The organism is Methylobacterium sp. FW102-HT35C08, assembly GCF_058790235.1.
Genome location: NZ_JBYTCL010000002.1, coordinates 2,439,346 through 2,461,333, shown reverse-complemented (window position 1 = coordinate 2,461,333; position 21,988 = coordinate 2,439,346). Strand labels below are relative to the sequence as shown.

The window sequence follows — 21,988 nt, the reverse complement described above, 5'->3', positions numbered from 1 at the left end:
GTTTGTGATCGGCCCGCCGGGGCGGCCGTCCCGGCGCAGCGCTTGCTCCCGCCGCACGGCAAAAACACGGCACGAGCCCTTGTTTAGACACGTTCCAAACTATAGATTGGAATTCGTCTAAACGGGAATCCAGCCCATGGCAGCCGTTCTCGAAAGCTCCGGTGGCGCGGCCGCGGACGCCCATCGCACCTTCGTCCTGCGCTACGTCCAGCCCGGCCTCGCCGGCTTGATCGACGGCTCCGTGTCGACCCTCGCGCCGATCTTCGCGGCGGCCTTTGCCACGGGTCACAATGGCGCGACCTTCCTGGTCGGCCTGGCTGCCTCGGTGGGCGCCGGGATCAGCATGGGATTCACGGAAGCCCTGTCGGACGACGGCAGCGTCACCGGGCGAGGCGACCCACTGATGCGCGGTCTCGTCTGCGGGGCCATGACGACGCTCGGCGGCCTCGGCCACACCTTGCCTTATGCGATCCCCGAAACGCTTCCCGCGGGCTGGCCGAACCCGTTTCTCCTCGCCACGACCCTCGCCGTGCTGGTGGTAGCCGTCGAACTCGTCGTCATCGCGGCGATCCGCACGCGCTTCATGGCGACGCCGTTCTGGCGGGCCGCGATGCAGGTGATGCTCGGCGGCGCGTTGGTGCTCGCCGCCGGGATCCTCATCGGTAGCGCTTGACGACGGGCCCCGCGCCCGCGATGCGGAGCGCGTCCCGTGGCCGTCTCGAGGGTGACCTCCGGCGTTGACCTTCCGCCTCGCCCATCTCAGCGATCCGCATGTCGGCCCCCTCGGTCGCGTGCGCCTGCACCAGCTCATCGGCAAACGCGCCACTGGCTACGCGAACTGGCGGCGCGGCCGCTCGCGCAGCCACGACATGACCGTCCTGGAAGCCCTGGTTGCCGACCTGAAAGGGCAGGGGGCGGGGCACGTCGCCTGTACGGGCGACCTGTGCAACATCGGCCTGCCGAGCGAGTGGGAAACGGCGCGGACCTTCCTCGAAGCCCTGGGCCCTCCCGAAACGGTGAGCTTCGTCCCGGGCAACCACGACGCCTATGTCCGCGGCTCGCTGGAGGGTTTGCTCGCCGCCTGCGGCCGCTACACGGGCGACGACACCGGGTCTTCGGGACGCTTCCCCTTTCTTCGGCGCCGCGGGCCGCTTGCCCTCGTCGGCCTCTCCAGCGCGATCCCGACCAAGCCCTTCGTGGCCACCGGACGGCTCGGCGCGCCGCAGCTCGCCGCCGCCGAGGTGCTGCTGCGGGCGCTGGCCACGGAGCCGGGCCGGCCGTTCCGCGTCGTGATGATCCATCACCCGCCGCAGCCGGGAGGGGCCTCGCCGGGGCGTGAACTGAAGGACGCGGCCGCCTTCACGGCGATGATCGGGCGGGCCGGCGCGGACCTGATCCTGCACGGCCATAACCACGTCACCAGCAGCGCCGTCATCCCGGGTCCGGACGGGCGCGGCGTGCCGGTCGTCGGCGCGCCTTCGGCCTCGGCCCGCCCCGACGGCCACGGGGCGATCGCCTCGCGCCGGGCCTCTTATCTGCTGTACGAGATCGCTCGGGCCGGAGACGGCTACGCGGTCAGCGCCCGGCGCCGGGGCCTCGATGCGGCGGGGGCAATGGGCGACCTTGGGCCCGTCGGCCTCGCCTGAGATGATCGGCCGGCACGGCTCCCGTCCTCGGTCGCGCCGGCCTGATGATCGTCGATGGTCGTCCGTGGGAGATCAGACGCCGACCGCCGCGAGATCGGCGCGCTGTTGCCGGCTGAGACTCGCTTCGTAGCGCTCGGCCTGAAGACGTGTCAGGCCGCAGATCAGCGCGAGTGCCCCGCGATACACGGTGTAAGTGCCGTCATGTGTCGGCTTGACGCGAATCACCTCTGCCATGGGAGCCTGCCTTTGTTGGAGGTTGCCTGCCTTCGTCTGAGGAGATCGTCCTTTTTGCTGGATTGGCGGGTCGAACGCGCGAACGACGACTAGGTTAGCCGTCGTTTACGGGCTGGCAAGAGTGCGAGGCGGACGAATGCTTAGGTAATTCTGCTGCAGCGCGGCAAACCCTTGCGGGCCCTGACGATCCCCAGCTGCATAAAAAAGCGGCCGCCCGCTTGCATATTGAATTAGGTTCGCGGAGCGCCCGAGGCGCCGCGAATCGCAGGATGGATCGGCCCTGTCGGGCCAGACGAAAGGAACCCCCATGCAGCTCTGGCGTCTGACGGCGACCGATCTCGCGGCCCTGATCCGCGCCGGCCAGGTCTCGGCGCGCGAGGCCGCGCAGGATGCCCTCGCGCGGCTCGACGCGGTCAATGGCCGGATCAACGCCGTGGTCGAGCATCGTCCTGAGGACGTGCTGAGGCAGGCGGACGCCGTCGACGCGGCGCGGGCGCGCGGTGCGGAAGCAGGGATGCTCGCGGGCGTGCCGGTGACCGTCAAGGTGAATGCCGATCAGCGCGGCTTCGCGACGACGAACGGCCTGCGCCTGCAGCGGGACTTGGTTGCCCAGGAGGACAGTCCCGTGGTGGCCAATCTCCGGCGTGCCGGCGCGGTGCTGCTCGGGCGGACCAACACGCCGGCCTTCTCGCTGCGCTGGTTCACCACCAACCAGCTGCACGGCGAGACCAAGAACCCGCGCGATCCGGCACTGACGCCGGGGGGCTCGTCGGGCGGGGCGGGCGCCGCGGTCGCTGCTGGAATTGGAGCGATCGCCCACGGCACCGACATCGCCGGCTCGGTGCGCTATCCTGCCTATGCCTGTGGGGTCCATGGCCTTCGGCCGAGCCTCGGCCGCATCCCGGCCTGGAATCCGTCCTCACCCGAGCGCGGGATCGGGCCGCAGCTCATGGCGGTGTCGGGACCGCTCGCCCGCAGCATCGCGGATATCCGCCTCGGCCTGGAGGTCATGGCAGCGCCCGATCCGCGCGACCCCTGGTGGGTCCCCGCGCCCCTGGTGGGCCCGGAATGCCCGCGGCGGGCCACGCTCTGCGTCCGGCCGGGCGGTCTCGCTGTGGTCCCGGAGGTCGAGGCAGCGCTGCGGGACGCCGCGCGCCGCCTGACCGAGGCCGGCTGGACGGTCACGGAGATCGCCGACACGCCGCCGATCCGCGAGGCGAGCGAGCTCCAGCTCCAGCTCTGGCTGGGCGACGGCTACGCGGCCGTCCGCGCCGCCGCGGAGCGTGAGGGCGACCCTGCCGCGATCGGCCTTCTGGAGAGCTTCCGGACGCGGGCGGAGACGATGACGCCCGACGCCATCGCCCGGGCCCTCACCCGGCGGGCGACCCTCGCCCGGGACTGGTCCCTGTTCCTCGCCGAGAACCCGGTTCTGTTGGTGCCGGTCTCCGGCGAGCTGCCGTTCCCGGACGGGCTCGACCGCACCGGCGATGCGGGCATCGCCCGGGCCTTCGAGGCGAACCTGCTGCAGGTCGGCCTGGCGACCCTCGGCATCCCGGCGCTCACCGTCACCACGGGCCTCGTCGGGCGCACGCCCGTGGGCGTGCAGCTCGTCGCCGCGCGCTACCGGGAGGATCTGTGTCTCGCGGCGGGCGCGGCGATCGAGGCCGGCGGGGTGCCGGACATGCCGGTGGATCCCGCCTGACGGGCGCGGGCCGCAGCGGATGCGGGCTCAGGCCTGCGCCGCTGCACCCAGATCCGCCAGCAGAGCCGCGAACAACTGCGCTCGCTGGGCCAGCGTGTCGATCAGTAGGTGCTCCTCCAGGGTATGATAGCCCTGGCCGAGCGGCCCGAGGCCGTCCAACGTCGGGATGCCATTGGCGCCGGTGAAGTTGCCGTCGGAGCCGCCGCCGGCGCTGCGGTGGGGCAGGGGGTGGCCGAGCGCCTCGCTCAGACGCTGCGCCCGCTCATAGAGGGCCAGGCCGCCAGCATCCGGCTCCCAGACCGGCCGGGTCACACCCCGGGTCACGGTAAAGCGGACGCCGTCCGCCTCGCCAGACAGGGCCAGCATCCGCGCGACGCCGCGGTCGAGGTCGGCCTGGCGCTTGGCCATGCTGAGCGCCTGCCCGCGGCAGACGGTCGGAACGCAATTCACCCATTGCCCGCCCGAGACCACGCCCGTGGAGAAGGTGCAGTCGGCATCCGACATGGCGTCGATCGCGAGGATCATACGGGCCATCGCGCGGATGGCCGAGCGGCCCTCGTGCGGCGAGGATCCGGCATGGCTCGGCCGGCCCAGAGCCTCCAGATCGAAGCGCGCGATGGCATAGCGTCCGGTGACGACGCCGTTCTCGGGCTGACCCGGCTCCGGCACCAGCACGAAGGCGTGCCGGGCGGCCTCGGCCTCGATCAGGTCGCGGGTCGAGGGGCTGCCGACCTCCTCGTCGCCGGTGAACAGGACGGTCACCGGCAGGGGCGTCGCGATGCCGGAAGCCGCCAGGGCGCGGAGCGCCGCCAGCGCGATCACGTTGCCGCCCTTCATGTCGAGGATGCCCGGCCCGTAGGCTCGGTTGCCCTCGATCCGCCAGGGCAGGCTCCCGAGCGTGCCGACCGGATGCACCGTGTCGAGATGGCCGAGCACCAGGATGCCCGGCACGTCCGGCCGGGGGTGCGGGAACCGTGCGCGGACGCAGTCGCTCAGCCCCATCCGGCCCGGGATCGTCTCGACGGCGGCTCCCAGGAGAGCGAGGTCGCGGGCGGCCACGCCCATCATCCGGTTCACCGCCGCCGCGTCGTGGGTCGGGCTCTCGCACTCGACCCAGGGGCGCAGGGTCGCGAGAATCTCGCGCGCGTCGAAGTGGAGATCCGGGATCATCGGGCTTTCTCCTCGGCGAAGGGATCGGCGACCCGCGGCCAGTAGGCGCCCGACCGCTTGGTGTAGGGGATGGCCCCGTAATCCGGCGGCACCGCCCCGGGCGCCGCGAGGTAGCGGACCTCGCTCGCGATCGGCGCGAAGGCGGCGTAGAAATGCTGCATCGACTTCACCACGATGATGCGCTTGTCGTCGAGGCTGAGGCCGAGACCCGTGAAGGCGTCGGGCGCGAAGGCCTGCTGGCGCTTGTGGGTCAGCACGACGTGGATTCCGTCCGCCTCCACCCAGGCCGCGGGGCCGAGATGGGCCCGGCCGCCGCTGAGCCCAGTCTGACTGTGATCCTCCGAGAGGCCGCGCACGGTGACGCGCAGGTCCACGGGGTTACCCGAGGTGACGCCGCACTTGCCGCCGATCCGGAGCGTGAAGGTCGCCCCGAGCCCGGCCTCGTGGCAGATGCCGACCGCGCCGGGATCCCAGATCAAGCCCAGCGCCGCGTCCTTGACGCCCCGCTCGGCGAGACGCGCGAGGATTGCGGTGTTGTCCGAGGGCGCGCCCGCGCCGGCATTGTCGGCGAAGTCGGCGAGCACCATCGGCCGCGGGTCGTCGGAGGCGAGGGCGAGATCGATCGCCGCGTCGATCGTGTCGCAGCGGCTCGCCGCCTCCTCGCGCATGGCCCAGACGACGCCGGCGAGTTCGTCCGCGAGCGCCTGCGCCTTGCCGGCATCGCCGTCGGCAACGACCAGCATCTTGGCGCCGACATCGGCCACGTCGCCCCACGGAAAGCCGTGCCCGAAGGAGACCGACAGGATCCCGTCGCGACCCTCCAGCGCCTCCATCCGGCGCACCAAGCCCGCCACCGGCTCGCGGCTGGTCCGCCACATGTTGATGATCCGGCAATCGGCGTAGGCCATCACCGGCCGGATCTCCTTCGACACCGTCCGCACCACTAGCGGATAGAGGTCGCGGGCGCGGTCGACGATGTCGGTGTGGGGGTATTCCTTGTAGATCACGATGACGTCGGCGCTCGTCCGCATCGTGTCGGTGAGATGGCAGTGCAGGTCGAGCTCGACGCCGATCGTGGCGTCCGGCCCGACGATGGCGCGGACCCGCTCCAGCGTGTCGCCCTCGCAATCGTCATAGCCCTCCGCGACCATGGCGCCGTGCATGAACAGCAGCACCGCGTCGACCGGCATCGCGGCCTTCAGATCCTCCAGCAGGGCGTCGCGCAACTCCTCGTAGACGGCGCGCAGGGTGATCCCGCCGGGCTGTGCGAAGGTCGAGAGACTCTCGACGACAGCGTGCCCGTCCGCCTCGGCCAGGTCGCGCCAGGCCTTGAGGCCGATATTGCTGAGGCTCGGCGGGTTCCGGGTGCCGTCGCGGCGCGCGTAATCGGCCCGGAACGCCGCTCGGCCCGTGGGCAGCGGCGCGAAGGTGTTGGTCTCGGTGGCGAGGCCCGCGATGAAGATCTTCAAGGGTCTGTCCCAATCCGTCCCGACGGCCCGGTCAGGACGCGCACGGGCTCAAGGTGATGATCGTCTCGGTCGCTGCATCCACGGCCGCGCGGCCGTAGAGCATCGGCACATGATCCTGGGCGCCCCAGACCGGGGCGAGGTCGGCGTAGTGCGGGCTTCGCGGGTCTCCCGACTGGCCCGGAACGTTGATGAAGACCGACTTGTCCCAGTCCCCCACGTCCACGACCATGCGGAACGAGGCGCCGTGGGTGAGCCGGAACGTGTCGGTCCGGTACTCCGCGTGCATGACCGTTGCCGCGGACCCGCCCACGGGCAGCGGCCCGACATCCCAGCGGGTTTCGGGCTTCTCAAGCGCGGTGAGGGGATGGGCGAACAGCGCGTGGTGCAGGCGGCCCCAGGACCAGCCTGCGCGGGGTTCGGGATGCGCGGTCGTCTCCGCACCCCGGCCGCCCCCCTCTGTAGGGGAGGGCGTGACGGCGCCTGCCGCTTCCGGTGCGAGCCTGCCCATGGGATCCGGCCCCATCCGTTCCAGGCAGTCGCGGAACGCGGCACCCAAGGCCTCCGCCAACAGCGCGTCGCGCACCGCCGGGTCGAGACTGGTCTCCAGCCGCTCGATCAGGCTCTGCGTGTCGCCCGGCGGCAGCAGGCGGCGCGTTCCGGCATCGAGCACCAGCGCGCCGAGCAGCGCCGGGCGCAGGTGGTGGACCCACAGGACCTCGATCAGGGCGGCCGCAGCGGAATCATGATGCAGCGCCCCGTCGAACGCGGCCAGCAGAGCCCGGGCGGAGGCGATATCGGGATCCGAGGGCGCCGGCAGCGCCCGTATCAGATCGGCGAGACGCAGGGCCGGCTCGGAGACGATGTCGGCCTGGAGCGCCTGCGAGTCGGCGAGGCTGTGCCGGGTCTGCCCGCCGAGCACCGCCCGGATGCGGCGGGCGCGCCAGGGCTCGGCCCACTCGAACCCGACCTTGCGATCCTCGGCCGGAAAGTCCGGCGGCAGGTTCATCTCGTTGGCGGTGGCGAGCCAGCCCGCCTCCGGGTCGACGCTGCGGGGCAGGGCGGCCGGATCGTGGAAGCCGGCCCAGTCGTAGCGGCCATCGCCCGGAACCGGCAGCAGACCGTCATGGGCCGGCCGGACGGGCGCCTTGCCGGCCATGAACCACGCGATCCGGCCGGTCGCGTCGGCGTAGAGCTGATTGACCGAGGGCGCCGACCAGTGACGCAGGGCCGCGCCGAAGGCCTCGGGGCTGGTGGCGCCGAGATAGGCGAGACTGCCGAGATAGGCGGCAGCGCCCGGTTCCGACCAGACGGTCCGCAACGCGAAGGCGCGGCCCCCGGCCTCGCGGATGATCGGCCCGTGCCGGGTGAAGCCCAGCACCACGGTCTCGTCCGGCCCGCCGCGCACCGGGATGCTTTCCGTGATGCGCGCGATCCTCTCCCAGCCATCGCCAGACCGGTAGCGATCGGGATCGGCCGGGTCGGTCGCACAGACAAAAAGATCCTCCTGATCCATCGGCGCGATGGTCAGGCTGAAGGCCGCGTGGCCGTTATGGCCGATGGAGATGCCCGGGAGCGCCGGCTCGCCGGCCCCGATCACGTCGAGACCCGGGGCGGTGAGGTGGACCGCGTAGCGCAGGGACGGCTGCAGGTAGACCCGGTGCGGGTCGCTCGCGAGGATCGGGCGGCCAGTCTCGCTGCGGGCGGGCCCGACCACCCAGTTGTTCGAGCCCTCTGCCGGCTCCTTCGGGGCGGCGCGCGGACCGAGGGTGACGGTGCCGTGCGCATCGACCTTGCTCCAGGCCCAGGCATCGTCGCGGGCGGCCGCCAGGCGCTCGGGGGAGAACCCGACCGTCGCCGTGGCGAGTCGGAAATCGTCGAGGAGGTCGTCCGGCCAGTCCGCCGCGTCGAGCCCGTCCGGGATGACCGGTTCGTGCGGCGGGCTGACGCGCTTGCGCAAATCGTCGGCGGCAAGCCCGGCCTTCCGGGATTTTGCGCGGGCCAGCACCCTGGCGCGGGCGACCTCAGAGAGGACGTTGCGGACCAGGCCGTGGCCGCGGATGCGCACCACGTCCTCCGGCTGCCAGCGGGCCGGGCGCGTGTCCGTCAGGGTGAATTCCGGCGGCAGCAGCTCGGGCCGCACCGCGGTGAGCGCCACGTAGGCGTTCAGCCCCTCCACGAAGGCCGTGACGATCGCCTGCGTGTCCTGCGGCCCGTAGGCGGCCCACTCGGCCGCCATGTCGCCGCGGTAGAGGAACAGCCGGGCGGCGCGATCCTGGGCGAGGTAGCCGGGGCCGAAATCCTCCGCCAGCAGGCCGAGGCCGCGCTTGCGCCACAGGTCGAGCTGCCAGAGCCGGTCCCGGCCGGCGTTGAACCCCTGCGCCCGAAAGGCGTCGAGCGCGGTGCCGGCCCGGATATGCGCCAGCCCCCAGCGATCGACCCGGATCTCGACCGGGCCATCCAGCCCGGGGAGCCGGTAGCGTGTCCCGCTCACAGAGCCACTTCGATGAGGTGCGGCCCCGGATTGGCCAGAGCGTGCTCGAACGCCGCGATGAAGTCGGCGAGCGTTTCGACTCGCCGCCCCTCGACCCCGAAGCCTTTGGCGAGGCTCACCCAATCCACTGCCGGCTCGTCGAGGCTCAGCATGCTGAGCGCCTTGGGGCCGGGATTGAGGGCGCCGACATTGGCGAGCTCCGCCCGCAGGATCGCGTAGGACCGGTTCGACCAGACCAGCGTCACCACGTCCAAGCGCTCGCGAGCCTGGGTCCAGAGCGCCTGCACGGTGTAGAGGCCGCTGCCGTCGGCCTGGAGGTTGATCACCTTGCGATCCGGGCAGGCGACGGCCGCGCCGGTCGCCATCGGGATGCCGAGCCCGATCGAGCCGCCGCTGAGCTGGAGCCAGGTGTGGGGCGCCGCATCCCGGGTAAGGGCGAAGAAGTTCCGGCCCGTGGTGATCGACTCGTCGCAGATCACCGCGCCCTCCGGGATCAACGCGCCGAGCACCTGCCCGATCGTGTCCTGATCGAGGGGGCCGGCGGCCGGGAGCTTCGGGCGGGGCCCGACGGCGACCGGCTCGGCCGGCGGAGCCGCGACGGCCTCGGCCAGCCGCTCCAGGGCGTCGATCTGGTCCTCCTCGGGGGTCGCCAGCGTGATCGTCGTGCTGCCCTCCGGCGCCAGCAGGCTCGGCTTGCCGGGATAGGCGAAGAAGCCCACCGGCGGGGTCGCGCCGATCAGGATGATGTGGCGGAAATCCTTCAGCGCCGCGATGCCCTGGTCGATCGGGTAGGGCAGGCGCTCGATCGGCACGGTGCCGGCGCCGCGGTCGATCCGGGCATTGGAGGTCATCGCCAGCATCTGCGCGCCGGTCTTGCGGGCGATCCGGTCGGCGAGCACCCGGCCCTCACTCCGGACCGCCCGGTCGCCGAGATGCAGGAGCACCTTCTCGCCGCTGTGAAGCGCCTTCACGGCGGCCGCGATCGCGTCGTCGCCGGCCTTTGCCCGCGCGGGGATATCGGGCACGGGCGCCGGCCCGGTGCCGGGATCCCAGGCGGTGTTGGCCGGCAGGATCAGGGTCGCGACCTGACCCGGGGCGGTGCGGGCGGCCGCGATGGCGGCGGCGCCGTCCGGGCCGATCTCGCCGGCACTCATCCCGGTCCGCACCCAGGACGACATCGGGTGGGCCAGACCCTCGATGTCGGAGGTCAGCGGCGCGTTGTATTCCCGGTGATAGGTCGCGTGCTCGCCGACGATGTTGACGACGGGGGTGCGCGCCTTCTTGGCGTTGTGGAGATTGGCGAGCCCGTTGGCGAGGCCGGGCCCGAGATGGAGCAGCGTCGAGGCCGGCTTGTCGGCCATGCGGGCGTAGCCGTCCGCCGCGCCGGTCGCCCCGCCCTCGAACAGGAACAGGACGCAGCGCATGCCCTCGACCCGGTCCAGGGCCGCGACGAAGTGCATCTCCGAGGTGCCGGGATTGGTGAAGCAGACCTCGACCCCACCCTCCACGAGGGTCCGAACGAGGCTCTCGGCCCCGTTCATGTTGCTCGGCGTTCCATCGCTCACGGGCAGCTCCCTCGCGCGCCGGCCCAGCCGGCCGGTGACTCGCATTTTTTATTATCGTGGCGCAGCCGGCGCCACGCGCAAGGGGCGACGTCCGGCATCTTCTGTTCGCCGGACGCAGGGCCTAAGCCTGAGCGTGGCGCGGGATTTGCGGTTGGCGCGCCGCAACTTCGACGAATGGAAGCACATGACAATTCGCCGCCTGATTGCCGCCGCCCTGGCCGGTACCGTCGCTCTGACCGCGCCGGCCAGCGCCGAGAGCGTGCTGCGCATCGCCATGACGGCGTCCGACATCCCCACGACCACCGGCATGCCGAACAACGGCTTCGAGGGCATGCGCTTCCTCGGCTACCCGATCTTCGAGGGGCTGGTGCAGTGGGACCTCAAGAGCACCACCAAGCTTGCCGGCATCATCCCGGCGCTCGCCGAAAGCTGGGAGCAGGATCCGAACGACAAGGCAGTCTGGACCTTCCACCTGCGCCAGGGGGTCAAGTTCCATGACGGCACGCCGTTCAACGCCGATGCGGTGATCTGGAACCTCGACCGCTACTTCAAGAACGACAGCCCGCAATTCGAGGCGCAGGCCGCCGGCATCTCCCGCGCCCGGGCGCCGATCGTCGGATCGTACAAGAAGATCGACGACGCGACGGTCCAGATCACCACCACGCAGGTGGCGTCCTACTTCCCCTACATGGTGGTCTACCTGCTGTTCACCTCGCCGGCCTCGTTCGACAAGGCCGGGCGCGACTGGAGCAAGGTGGCCGCACTGCCGGCGGCCGGCACGGGCCCGTTCAGGATCACCCGCGTCGCGCCCCGGGAGGCGGTCGATCTTGCCAGAAACGACGGCTACTGGGACCCGAACCGGATGGCCAAGGTCGACAAGGTCCGGCTGATGCCGATCCCGGAGGCCAACGCCCGGGTGGCGGCGCTGCGAGCCGGTCAGGTCGACTGGATCGAGGTCCCGGCCCCCGACGCGATCCCGTCGCTGAAGCAGGCGGGCTTCACCATCACCACGGGCTCGTACCCGCATGTCTGGCCCTATTTCTTCAACATCGGCGCCAAGGACAGCCCGCTGAAGGACGTCCGCGTCCGGCAGGGCCTGAATTACTGCATCGACCGGGCCGGCATCGTCGAGCTGCTCAACGGCACGGCCGAGCCGGCTTCGGGTTGGCTCAACGACAAGGACCCGAATTTCGGCACCCCGAAGAACCGCTACACGTTCGACGCCGCCAAGGGGAAGGCGCTCCTGGCCGAGGCCGGCTACACCGACAAGAAGCCGCTCAGCCTCAAGGTGATGATCTCCTCCTCCGGCTCGGGCCAGATGCTGCCGATGCCGATGAACGAGTACCTTCAGGAGAACCTGAAGCAGGCCTGCAACGTCGACGTCAGCTTCAACGTGGTCGAGTGGCAGGTGCTGCTGAACGGCGGCCGGGCGCTGCCCGACGCGCCGAGCCTCCAGGGCGCGATGGCGCTCAACGTCTCCTCGCCCTCGTCGGACGCCGCCGTCATGGCGCGCTACTTCGCGGGCGACCGGTTCCCGCCGAACGGCTTCAACTTCCCGACCTGGAAGGACGACCAGTTCGACGCCGCCCTCAAGGCGCTCGCCGAGACCACCGATGCCAAGGTGATCGACGCGCAGACTAAGATCGCCCACGAGCGCCTGGTGGACAATCCGCCGTGGCTGTTCGTCGTCCACGACCTCAATCCCCGCGGGATGTCGAAGAAGATCCACGGCTTCGTCTCGCCGCAATCCTGGTTCGTCGACCTCACCCTCGTCAGCGTGCAGTAAGTCCGATGCCCGATATCGATCCCGTCCACGCCTCCGCGGCCGAGCTCGGCCAAGCGATCCGGTCGCGCAGCCTCTCGCCGGTTGACGCGGTCGACGCGCTGCTCGGCCGGGTGGAACAGCTGGAGCCGAAGCTCCAGGCCTTCACGGAGGTCTTCGGCGCCGACGCGCGCCTCGCCGCCGAGGGCGCCGACCGGGCGATCCGGTCGGGCCACGCGGTGGGACCGCTCCATGGCGTCCCGGTGGTGCTCAAGGACCTGATCGACCTGGAAGGCCGGATCACCATGGGCGGCTCCGCCGCCCACCGGTCGCGCCGGGCCGAGCGCACGGCCACGATCGCTCGGCGGCTGATCGGCCAAGGCATGATCGTCCTTGGCAAGACCCACACGGTTGAGTTCGCCTACGGCGGCTGGGGCACCAACCAGCATCTCGGAACGCCCTGGAACCCCTGGGATGTCGAGACGCCGCGCACGCCTGGCGGGTCGAGCAGCGGCACCGGCGTCGCGGTCGCGGCGCGGATGGCGCCCTGGGGCATCGGCACCGATACCGGCGGCTCGGTGCGCCTGCCCTCCGCCTTCTGCGGGCTGACGGGCCTCAAGGTGACGGTCGGCCGCGTCTCGACCTGGGGGATCGTGCCGCTCTCGACCACGCTGGACTCGCCCGGTCCGCTCGCCCGCACCGTCGAGGATGCCGCACTCCTCTACGAGGCGATCTCCGGACCCGATCCCCTCGATCCGTCCACCCGCGGCATCCAGCCGGACGCGCCCTGGGCGACGCTCGACCGCGGCGTGCGCGGCCTGCGGCTCGGGCGCATGCCGGCGGCCGAGCGGGAGGGCGTCGCCGCCGACATGCTGGCCGCCTACGACGCGGCTCTGGAGGTCCTGGCCGCACAGGGGGCCGAGATCGTCGATGTCGCGTTGCCGTTCCGGTTCAGCGACTGCGTGGCGATGAGCGGCATCACCAATGCCGAGGCCTATTTCGTCAACGGCGCGCTGGCCGAGGATCCGGCCGCGCAGCTCGGTGACGCCGTCCGGGCCCGGATCCTGGCCGGCGCCAAGGTCTCGGCGCAGGAATATCTCGGCACGCTCCACCGCCGCGCCGCGATGAAGCTGCACTACGCGGCCGCCCTGGACGGGATCGACGCCCTGCTGACGCCGACGACGGAATGCGCGGCCGTGGCTCTGTCCGAGGTGGACGAGGCGCATCTGCCGTCCCGTTTCACCCGGTTCGGCAATCTGCTCGATCTCTGCGCCCTGGCTCTGCCGGACGGCTTCACCGCCTCCGGCCTGCCGCTGTCGCTCCAGATCGTCTGTCGGGCCTACGACGAGGCCATGGCCCTGCGGATCGGGCAGGCCTACCAGCGCGCGACCGACTGGCACCTGCGCCGGCCGCCGGTGGGATAGCGCCGGCCGCGCTCCAGATGAGAAGCCGGCGCGCGGTGGAAGAACGTCCGGCTTCCGAGACCAGGTCCCAGCATCGGCCGTCGCGAGCTTGACTATTCATCGCGTCATCGCGCCGGCCGATGCCAGTCGTCGTCGAACCGCTCGCGGTCATACTCTCGCCGTTTCTTTCGTTCAGGCTCGCGTCATCCTTCATCAACGAGACTGATCACGCGCGCTGCACGAGGCGGCGCGCACAACGTCGAGAGTATCCCCGCATGATCAAGCTGACCGCGGTCGCGGCCCTCGCCGCCGGCCTGACCCTTCCGACATGCCGGCCCGCCAGCGCGGAGCCGAGCACGCATAACGGGCGCTGGTCGGTGGAGCTGGTGACGGAGAGCGGCCTGTGCAGCGCCCGGTACACCTACGCCCTCGCCATCCGCGAGGGGCAGGTGCAGCTCATCTCGGGCGGCGCGGGTGCCCGGGTGAACGGGCATGTCGGCGCCGACGGCAGCGTCGGGCTGACCGTCAGCAACGGGACGGCGAGCGGCACCGGGACCGGGCGGCTCCAGTCCGGCAGCGGTGCGGGCACCTGGAAGGTGTCGTCCCTCTGCTCCGGCCACTGGACCGCGCGGCGCAGCGACACCCGCACCGCGCAGGCCGATTGACGGCGCTCAGGCCGCCGCGGCGAGCCAGGTGCGCGCCTCGTCGAGGCGGGCGCGGTCGAAGACCTTGATCTGGGTCGGCGAGACGAAGTTGAACGTCTCGGCGAGCGCCTTCAGCCACGGTGCGTCCGTCACCAGGGCGACGTGGCTGACGCTCTTCATCATCGAGAAACCGAAGCGCGGGTCCTTGAAGAAGGCCGCCGGCTCCATGCCCTCGAAGGCGCGGATATCCTCCAGCAGCTTGATCTTGCCGCCCTTGTCGAGGTCGGCCTTCATGGCGGTCATCGCCGCGTTCATCTCCTCGTCGGTGATCTTCCCGTCGACCACGATCTCGGCGACATTGGAATCCGGCGTCTTGGTGTAGGTCAGCACTGATCGCTCCTCCGGGAACCGCCCGCGTCCCGTCGCCGGTCTCCGGCCAGGGTCCGCCGCCCGTGGCAAGAGCCATACCCGATCGCGCCGCGATCGGACACGGCTCTGAACCCCTGCTCTCATGCTTCCGGCGGGCGATCCGGATTCGGCTTCGCCGGGAAGCCCGCGAAGTCTCCTACAAAAAGCTCTGCGGGTCGACATCGATGGCGACCCGGACGTTGCCGCGCACCTTCGGGCCGCGGGCGATCCAGGCGCGCAGGTAGCCTTGCAGGTCGACGTTGCGCTCGGTCTTCACCAGCAGCCGGAAGCGGTATCGCCCGCGCACCAGGGCCAGCGGCGCCTCGGCGGGGCCCAGGACCATCACGCCCTCGGGCGGCTCGGCGGCGCGGGCCAGCGCCTGCCCGTGCGCCTCCGCCACCTCGCGCTCGCTGGCCGAGACGATCAGCGCCGCGAGCCGCCCAAACGGCGGCAGGCCGGCCGCCTCGCGGGCCTCGATCTCCTCGGCGTAGAAGCGCTCGGCGTCGCCCGACAGCAGGGCCGCGATCACCGGATGGTCCGGCTGGTAGGTCTGGACGAGGGCCCGGCCGGGCTTCTCGCCGCGACCGGCGCGGCCGGTCACCTGCTGGAGCAGCTGGAAGGTCCGCTCCGCCGCCCGCGGGTCGCCCGAGGTCAGGCCGATATCGGCGTCGAGCACGCCGACCAGGGTCAGGAACGGGAAATTGTGGCCCTTCGCCACGAGCTGCGTGCCGATGACGACATCGCATTCCCCGGCCGCCACCGCGTCGAGTTCCTGCCGCAGGCGCTCGGCGCCGCCGGGAAAGTCGCTCGACAGCACGACGACGCGCCGGTCCGGAAACAGCGCAGTGGCTTCCTCGGCGATCCGCTCGACGCCCGGCCCGCAGGCGGTGAGGTTGTCGAAGGTGCCGCACTCGGTGCAGGCCTCCGGCCGGCGCTCGGCGTAACCGCACTGGTGGCAGACGAGCGCCCGGCGGAACCGGTGCTCCACCAGCCAGGTCGAGCAGTTCTTGCACTGGTAGCGGTGCCCGCAGGCCCGGCACAGGGTCAGCGGCGCGTAGCCCCGCCGGTTGAGGAACAGCAGCGCCTGCTCGCCACGCTCCAGGGTGTGCTTCACGGCACTGACCAGCGGCGGGCTCAAGAAGCGGCCGCGCTCGGGCTGGTCGAGGCGCATGTCGACGGCGGCGATGTCGGGCAGCCGCCGTCCACCGAAGCGCTCGGGCAGCCGCACGTGCCGGTAGCGCCCCCGGGCGGCATTGACCCGGGTCTCGATCGCCGGCGTCGCCGAGGTCAGCACCACGGGGCAGCCCTCCAGCCGCCCGCGCACCACCGCCATGTCGCGGGCGTGATAGTGGACGCCGTCCTCCTGCTTGTAGGCGGTCTCGTGCTCCTCATCGACCACGATCAGGCCGAGACGGGCGAAGGGCAGGAACAGGGCCGAGCGCGCACCCACCACCACGAGCGCCTCGCCCTCGGCCACCGCGGCCCGCAGGCGCTCGCGCCGCTTGCCGCCGATCCCGGAATGCCACGCCGCCGGCCGCACCCCGAACCGGGCCGCGAACCGGTCGAGGAACTGCGCCGTCAGGGCGATCTCCGGCATCAGGATCAGCGCCTGCCGGCCCGCCCGGATGCAGGCGGCCACCGCCTCGAAATAGACCTCGGTCTTGCCGGAGCCGGTGACGCCCTCCAGCAGGACCGGCCGGAGGTCGGTTTCCGCGAGCTCGGGGCGATCTGCGGGCGGGGACGGCTTCCAGGGGAACGGTTCGATGAGGGCCGCCACGGCCTCGGCCTGGGCAGGAGAGAGCGGCGTCCGCGGGAAGTCGGGGTCGGGTGGCGGCGCGACCGGCTCGGGCTCGACCGCAACGGTCTCCAGGACGCCGTCATCGATGAGGCCGTCGACCACAGAGAGCGAGACGCCCGCCTCCTTGGCCAGCGCGCTCTTCCCGCGCAGGGCGCCATCCACGGCGACGGCCAGCACCTTGGTCCGGGCCGGCGTGGGCCGGGACGGGGGCTTGTCGGTGATCCGCACCGCGACCCGGACGGTCTCGGCGGCGGCCGCCTCATCGGGCAGGCGCAGCACCATGGCGAGCGCCGAGCCCTTCGGCGCCAGCGTGTAGCGGGCGATCCAGTCGACGAGGCTGCGCAAAGGCTCCGAGAGCGGCGGGTAGGGCAGGCGGCCGGTCACCGGACGCAGGTTCGAGCCGCCGGCGGTCTCGGCCAGCCCCCAGACGACCCCGACGATCTCGCGCGGACCCAGCGGTACTTGCACGACGTCGCCTACGGCAAGCTCCAGCCCGGCCGGGACCACGTAGCTGTAGGGCGTATCGAGGGCCAGCGGGATCAGGATCTCGGCGACGATGGGCATGCAGGGCTTTTCGGGCGGCTCCGTTCCGGGTCCGTACCACAGGCTCGGAAAAAGAACCCCCCGCCTCAGCGACGCCGCAACCCGGGGACCAGCGGCAAGGCGGCGAGGCTCAGGGCGGCCATCGCCCAAAAGGCCCGGGCGCCGAAGGATCCGTAGAGCGCCCCGGAGGCCAGGGTCGCCAGCACGCCCGACAGGCCGAGGCCGAAGGTGCCGTAGAGCGCGAGCGCGGTCGCGCGCAGGTGGGACGGCGTCGATTCCTCGATCAGGCCGAGGCAGGCGAGGTGCAGCAGGGCGAAGCTCAAGCCGTGCAGCGCCTCCGCGGCGGCCAGCCACGGCACGGCGACGGTCGAGCCCAGCACCGCCCAGCGCAGCGCGCCGGCGCAGGCCGCCACCGCGACGCCGGCCGGGAGCCCGATCCGCGCCAGCAGGAGCGGCCCGACCAGCAGGAAGACCAGCACCTCGGCCGCCACCGACACCGACCAGAGCAGGCCGGCCGTGCCGGCCCCGATCCCGGACGCGCGCCACAGGATCATGGCGAAGCCGTCATGCAGGGCGTGGGCGCCGATCACCAGGGCGGCCGCCAGCACGGTGCGGCGGAAGCGCGGGCGACGGACCAGGTCGGCGAAACCGCGCAGCAGCGGCCGGGTCTCGACCGGCGCGGCCGACACCGCCGGCAAGGCCAGCGCCGCCGCGGCGGCGGCCAGGAACAGGATTCCGCTCGCCGCCAGGGCGGCGGCGAGATCCACGATCCCGATCAGCCAGCCCGCGGCGCCGGTCCCGACGATGAAGGCGGCCGAGCCGGCGGCGCGGACCCAGCCGTACTGGAACGCGGTCCCGCCCCGCGCGGCGGCGAGCGCGAGCGCGTCGGCCAGCGGCGCCGGGGCGGCCGTCCCCGCCGCGTAGAGGAGGGACGGGCCGATCAGCTGGGCGAACCCGGTGCCCGGGAGATGGGCCAGGGTGGCCAGGCCCGCCAGCGCGAGGCTCGCCGCCAGGATCGGACGGCCCGCGCCGCGCCGGTCCGCGACCGACCCGGCCAGCGGGCCGATCACGAGGCGCAGGGCGCCCGCGGCGGCGAGCAGGACGCCGATCGCGCCGGGATCCAGGCCGCGCGCCGCCAGGAACGCCGGAAGGATCGGCGACAGGCCGCCATAGGCCCCGTAGAGCGCTGCGTACAGGAGCAGGAAGCGGGCAAGCCCGCCGCGCCGTCCCGCCCTGTTCACCCCCGCCCGCATGCACGGAGCGTAGCATTGCAGGGCCGGTGGGCGTCAGTGTCTCGAAGCCGGTCTGCGTCCTGAGGGCCGTTCCCGATCACGTGGGGACGGCCAACGGCAGGAAGCCGGTTACTGCGCCCGGTCGCATCATCCCCTCCGCGGCCTCATCCTGAGGTGCGGCGAAGCCGCCTCGAAGGAGGGTTCCAGCCAGCCGCGCGATCCCTGGAAGCCTCCTTCGAGGCCTCCGCTGCGCTCCGGCACCTCAGGATGAGGGCGAGGATGGGACAGACGCACCTTATCGCAGCTCGCCAGCACGCGCCCCGCTCGCGAGGCGTATCGAAACCCGGACGGTCGCGGCTCTCAGTAGATCGGCCCGGTGCTCGGCGGCGCGCCGAGCTGAAGCGGCTCGTCGGACACCTCCTCGGGTTCCTCGGGGGCGACCGTCGCGACCCGCGGCGCCGGCCGGGCCGGGGGCGCCGAGGTGTAGGCCGAGGCCGCCGGCAGGCGTGACGGGGCGCGGGCGACCTGGGTCGGGCTCGCGGCCCGCGACATCGGCGAGACGCCGTACGGATCGTCCTCCTCGACATCCACGGGCGCCTGCGGGGCGGCCGGCTGGCGCGGGGGCGGGACCGGGCGGGACAAGGGCCGCTCGACGCCGGTGCCGAGCTGCGGCGTGAACTTGATCAGCGGCTGGCAGATCCGCTTCAGCCCGCGCGGGTCGTGCCGGGCGAGGTCCACGTGAATGTGATCGTAGTGGAAGACGTTCGAGCCGGGCGCCAGCACCGTGGTGAAGCGCTGGCAGGCGCCGAGGAAGATCTCGCGCAGGAAGCCCTGCTCGGCTTCCGTGCCGCGCCAGCCGCCCTTGACGGTGATCACGTGACCGTCGGCGAGCTTGATCGACATCACGTCGATGGCATTGCCGAAGCCGTGCTCGGAGAGCTTGGCGCCGGGCTGGTTGTTGCGGCCGCGGCAGGAATAGGAGCCGGCGTTGATCTCGGCCACGGGCACGCCGAAATAGAGGTTGGCGGCCGGCTGGATCGTATCGGCGAGCCACGCCTCGGCCTCGGCCAGCGCCGGGCAGCCGAGCGTCATCCGCTGCTTCAGCACCACGGAACCGCCGGCGAGCCGCGTCACCCGGAAGGGCTGCTGCATCCCGCAGGGTCCCGGACCGTCCATCGCCGCAATGGGCGTGATGAACTCCGACGGCTCGACGAGCTTCTTGGCCAGGCAGACCTGCTCCGCCTGATCGCGCCACGGGTCGCGTCGCTCGAAACGGTTGATCGAGCACGCGGTGAGGCCCGCGCCGAACAGCGCCAGGGCCGAGAACAGGGATACGCCACGCCACATGACACGGACGATGCGCACTTTCGCGTAAAGCGTTCGTCAACGGCGTTTTTGGAATGACGCGGCCTGTGGCGGCTCGGTTGACAGCGCGCCGGACCGCGGACTGAATGCATTATGCTTTCGCTCCTCGACCTTCGCGCCCGCATCGCAGCCGGCACCCTGACGCCCGCGGGCGCGATCGACCTGTGTCGCGCCGCGATCGCCGCGCGGGAGCCGGACCTGCACGCCCTTGTCACCCTCGATCCGGCGCCCGCGATCCCGGAGGCCGGCCCCCTCGCCGGCATCGCGGTCGGCGTGAAGGACATCATCGACAGCGCCGGCCTGCCGAGCCAGATGGGCTCGTCGATCTACGCGGGCTGGACGCCCCGGGGCGACTCCGCCGTGGTCAGCCGGCTGAAGCGGCTCGGCGCCGTCGCGCTCGCCAAGACGACCACCACGGCCTTCGCCAGCAGCGACCCGACCGAGACGGTCAACCCGCACGATCCCGGCCACACCCCGGGCGGCTCCTCGGCGGGTTCGGCCGCCGCCGTCGGGGCCGGGATGCTGCCCCTGGCCCTGGGCACGCAGACGGCGGGCTCGGTGATCCGGCCGGCGAGCTATTGCGGCTGCGCGGCGGTGAAGCCGTCGTTCCGGCTGATCCCGACCGTGGGGGTGAAGACCTATTCCTGGGCGCTCGACACGGTCGGCCTGTTCGCCGCCGGGGTCGCGGACGTCGCCCACGCCCTGGCGCTGGTGACCGGCCGGCCGGAGATCGACGGCGCCGAGGCCGGCTCGGCGCCCCGCATCGGTCTCGTGCGCCAGGATTTCGCCGAGGCCCCTGAGCCCGACGCCGAGGCCGCCCTGGCGCAGGCCCGGCAGGCGGCCGAGCGGGCGGGGGCGCGGGTCACGGACCTCGCGCTGCCGGCCGAGCTGGCGCAGGCCTGGGAGCGCCACCGGATCATCCAGAACTACGAGGGCCGGCTGGCGCTCGCCTGGGAGTACGACACCCAGGCCGACGCGCTGCCGCCGCGGGTCCGGGAGCATCTCGATGCGGGCGAGGCGTTCAGCCCCGCCCAATACGACGATGCCCGTCGCCACGCCCATCGCGCCCGGCGGGTGCTCAAGAGCCTGTTCACGGATTACGACGCGATCCTGACCTTCTCGGCCCCCGGCCCGGCGCCCGCGACGCTCGCCTTCACCGGCGATCCCCGCTTCAACCAGCTCTGGACGCTGATGGGCGTGCCGTGCGTGAACGTGCCGGTGCCGGGCCATCGGCTGCCGGTGGGCGTGCAGGTGATCGGCCGATTCGGCGATGACGGCCGGGCCCTGGCGGTCGCCCGGATGATCGAGGACGCCCTGCGCGGCTGACCGGCCGCGCACGTCATTCCGCGACCGCGAAGCGGAGCCCGGAACGACGGCGCTCAGCTGCTCGGCTGCTCGTGGAGGGTGTCCTCCACGTAGAGCTGCTCCAGCAGGACCTTGATCACCGCCATCAGCGGCAGGGCGAGGGCGATCCCCCACAGGCCGAAGATCACGCCCAGGATCAGCTGCCCGGCGAAGATCGTCGCCGGCGGGATGTCCAGCGCCCGCTTCTGGATGAACGGCGTCAGGCCGTAGCTCTCCAGGCACTGCACCGCGAGGTACACGCCCACGGCGCCGATCACCGCCTTGGTACCCGAGGCGAGGGCGGCGAGCACGATCACGATGCCCGCCACCAGCGGCCCGACCGTGGGCACGAAGGCGAGCAGGCCCGCCTGAAGCCCCAGGATCAGCGCCCCGCCGATCCCCAGGAAGGCCAGACCCGCCCAGGTGCACACGAATATCACCGCCATGATGATCAGCTGGCCGAACAGCCAGTGCCGCAGGGTCTCGCCGGCCCCATCAAGGACCTGCGTCGCCCGCCAGCGCCCCTGCGGCGGCACGAACCGGACCGCCCCGTCGCGGTAGGCCTTCGGATCGGCCGCGAAGGCGAGCCCGAGGAAGGCGATCACCAGGACGTTGCCCAGCGCGTCGAACAGCCCGAGGATCACCGTGGCCGCCGGGCCCAGGACGCTGCCCGCGTCGGAGACAAACGAGCTGCCGCCCTTGAGCAATCCGTTGGCGAGGCCGCCGAGGCCGCCCTCGCGCTGGCTGGATTCCGTCGAGCCGTCCTTTCCGCCGCCCTGCTGCGACAGGTTCGGAACGTCGATGCCGCGCTCGGCGAGCCAGCCGGTCACCGTGCCGGCCTGATCCTTGATCGTCGTGCCGAGGTCGCGCCCCTGCTGCACGATCGTGGCGCCGCCGTAGCTGGCGAAGCCGATCACCGCGACCGCGACCGCAAGGCTGGCGATGGTCAGCCGCACGCCGCGGGGCAGGGGCAAAACGCGGCCGAGCCCGCGCGTCAGGCCGTCGAGGAAGACCCCGAGGAGCACGCCGGCGAAGATCAGCAGGAGCGTGCCCACCGACATCCAGGCGAGCGCCAGCGCCGCCACGAAGCAGACGACCGCGATGCCCGACACGGCGAGCGGCGCCACGCCGCGCCAGGGCCCGACCGGGCCTTCGAAATCCTGAATCTTTCCGTCTGACATCATCGCTCCTGCGCAGCGGGCTCACGAACGC

General features: G+C 72.0%; 16 protein-coding genes and 1 pseudogene. 7 read left to right on the top strand and 10 right to left on the bottom strand.

Going from position 1 to position 21,988, the window contains the following annotated elements; genetic code table 11:
• Positions 1 to 184 precede the first annotated feature (184 nt).
• Both AC3WSN_RS11710 and AC3WSN_RS11705 read left to right on the top strand, forming a co-directional pair.
• Positions 185 to 673, top strand: a pseudogene (locus tag AC3WSN_RS11710) (VIT1/CCC1 transporter family protein); the annotation flags it as partial.
• Between the two features lie 64 nt (positions 674 to 737).
• Positions 738 to 1,646 carry a metallophosphoesterase family protein gene (locus AC3WSN_RS11705; protein ID WP_492538122.1) on the top strand — a complete coding sequence of 303 codons (909 nt, stop codon included), beginning with the start codon at positions 738 to 740 and terminating at the stop codon, positions 1,644 to 1,646.
• Positions 1,647 to 1,718: 72 nt separating this feature from the next.
• On the opposite strand, the gene AC3WSN_RS11700 is transcribed toward AC3WSN_RS11705, so the two are convergent.
• On the bottom strand, positions 1,719 to 1,880 hold the full coding sequence (locus AC3WSN_RS11700; protein ID WP_192708853.1) for a hypothetical protein: 162 nt from the start codon (positions 1,878 to 1,880) through the stop codon (positions 1,719 to 1,721).
• 307 nt (positions 1,881 to 2,187) lie between these two features.
• On the opposite strand from AC3WSN_RS11700, the gene AC3WSN_RS11695 reads away from it, so the two are divergent.
• Entirely contained in the window at positions 2,188 to 3,582 is a 1,395-nt protein-coding gene (locus AC3WSN_RS11695) for an amidase family protein (RefSeq protein WP_492538120.1), read from the top strand.
• A 27-nt stretch (positions 3,583 to 3,609) separates the two neighbouring features.
• Here the strand turns inward: AC3WSN_RS11695 and AC3WSN_RS11690 are convergent, their stop codons facing one another.
• Genes AC3WSN_RS11690 through AC3WSN_RS11675 form a run of 4 tightly spaced genes read right to left on the bottom strand, consistent with a single transcriptional unit; the run spans position 3,610 to position 10,253 of the window.
• On the bottom strand, positions 3,610 to 4,752 hold the full coding sequence (locus AC3WSN_RS11690) for a M20/M25/M40 family metallo-hydrolase (protein ID WP_492538118.1): 1,143 nt from the start codon (positions 4,750 to 4,752) through the stop codon (positions 3,610 to 3,612).
• Positions 4,749 to 6,221 carry a M81 family metallopeptidase gene (locus AC3WSN_RS11685; protein ID WP_492538116.1) on the bottom strand — a complete coding sequence of 491 codons (1,473 nt, stop codon included), beginning with the start codon at positions 6,219 to 6,221 and terminating at the stop codon, positions 4,749 to 4,751. The genes AC3WSN_RS11690 and AC3WSN_RS11685 overlap by 4 nt, the downstream gene beginning before the upstream one ends.
• Positions 6,222 to 6,252: 31 nt before the next feature.
• A complete protein-coding gene (locus AC3WSN_RS11680) occupies positions 6,253 to 8,712 on the bottom strand; it encodes a penicillin acylase family protein (protein WP_492538114.1) in 2,460 nt (819 codons plus the stop codon).
• A complete protein-coding gene (locus AC3WSN_RS11675; RefSeq protein ID WP_492543076.1) occupies positions 8,709 to 10,253 on the bottom strand; it encodes an acetolactate synthase large subunit in 1,545 nt (514 codons plus the stop codon). Before AC3WSN_RS11675 ends, AC3WSN_RS11680 begins: the two co-directional genes overlap by 4 nt.
• Before the next feature lie 208 nt (positions 10,254 to 10,461).
• On the opposite strand from AC3WSN_RS11675, the gene AC3WSN_RS11670 reads away from it, so the two are divergent.
• From AC3WSN_RS11670 to AC3WSN_RS11660, 3 genes are all read left to right on the top strand, one after another.
• Complete coding sequence (locus tag AC3WSN_RS11670; RefSeq protein WP_492538112.1) at positions 10,462 to 12,063, top strand: ABC transporter substrate-binding protein; 1,602 nt, start codon at positions 10,462 to 10,464, stop codon at positions 12,061 to 12,063.
• A gap of 5 nt (positions 12,064 to 12,068) precedes the next feature.
• Positions 12,069 to 13,463, top strand: a complete 1,395-nt coding sequence (locus tag AC3WSN_RS11665; RefSeq protein ID WP_492538110.1) for an amidase — start codon at positions 12,069 to 12,071, stop codon at positions 13,461 to 13,463.
• Between the two features lie 254 nt (positions 13,464 to 13,717).
• Positions 13,718 to 14,107 (top strand): hypothetical protein, encoded by a 390-nt coding sequence (locus tag AC3WSN_RS11660; protein ID WP_192708846.1) that lies wholly within the window; start codon positions 13,718 to 13,720, stop codon positions 14,105 to 14,107.
• A gap of 6 nt (positions 14,108 to 14,113) precedes the next feature.
• Here AC3WSN_RS11660 and AC3WSN_RS11655 read toward each other — a convergent pair whose 3' ends face one another.
• From AC3WSN_RS11655 to AC3WSN_RS11640, 4 genes are all read right to left on the bottom strand, one after another.
• Positions 14,114 to 14,476 carry a SpoIIAA family protein gene (locus tag AC3WSN_RS11655; protein WP_192708845.1) on the bottom strand — a complete coding sequence of 121 codons (363 nt, stop codon included), beginning with the start codon at positions 14,474 to 14,476 and terminating at the stop codon, positions 14,114 to 14,116.
• Between the two features lie 175 nt (positions 14,477 to 14,651).
• The gene (locus AC3WSN_RS11650) at positions 14,652 to 16,856 is read right to left on the bottom strand and encodes a primosomal protein N' (RefSeq protein ID WP_492538107.1); all 2,205 of its coding nucleotides are present in this window, start codon (positions 16,854 to 16,856) and stop codon (positions 14,652 to 14,654) included.
• 65 nt (positions 16,857 to 16,921) lie between these two features.
• The gene (locus AC3WSN_RS11645; RefSeq protein ID WP_492538105.1) at positions 16,922 to 18,088 is read right to left on the bottom strand and encodes an MFS transporter; all 1,167 of its coding nucleotides are present in this window, start codon (positions 18,086 to 18,088) and stop codon (positions 16,922 to 16,924) included.
• 339 nt (positions 18,089 to 18,427) lie between these two features.
• Positions 18,428 to 19,414: an extensin-like domain-containing protein gene (locus AC3WSN_RS11640; RefSeq protein WP_492543074.1), complete on the bottom strand. Its 987-nt coding sequence runs from the start codon at positions 19,412 to 19,414 to the stop codon at positions 18,428 to 18,430.
• Between the two features lie 111 nt (positions 19,415 to 19,525).
• Here AC3WSN_RS11640 and AC3WSN_RS11635 point away from each other — a divergent pair, with 111 nt between their 5' ends.
• Complete coding sequence (locus tag AC3WSN_RS11635; RefSeq protein WP_492538103.1) at positions 19,526 to 20,758, top strand: amidase; 1,233 nt, start codon at positions 19,526 to 19,528, stop codon at positions 20,756 to 20,758.
• 53 nt (positions 20,759 to 20,811) lie between these two features.
• Here the strand turns inward: AC3WSN_RS11635 and AC3WSN_RS11630 are convergent, their stop codons facing one another.
• Entirely contained in the window at positions 20,812 to 21,957 is a 1,146-nt protein-coding gene (locus AC3WSN_RS11630; RefSeq protein WP_192708840.1) for an AI-2E family transporter, read from the bottom strand.
• Between the last annotated feature and the right edge of the window lie 31 nt (positions 21,958 to 21,988).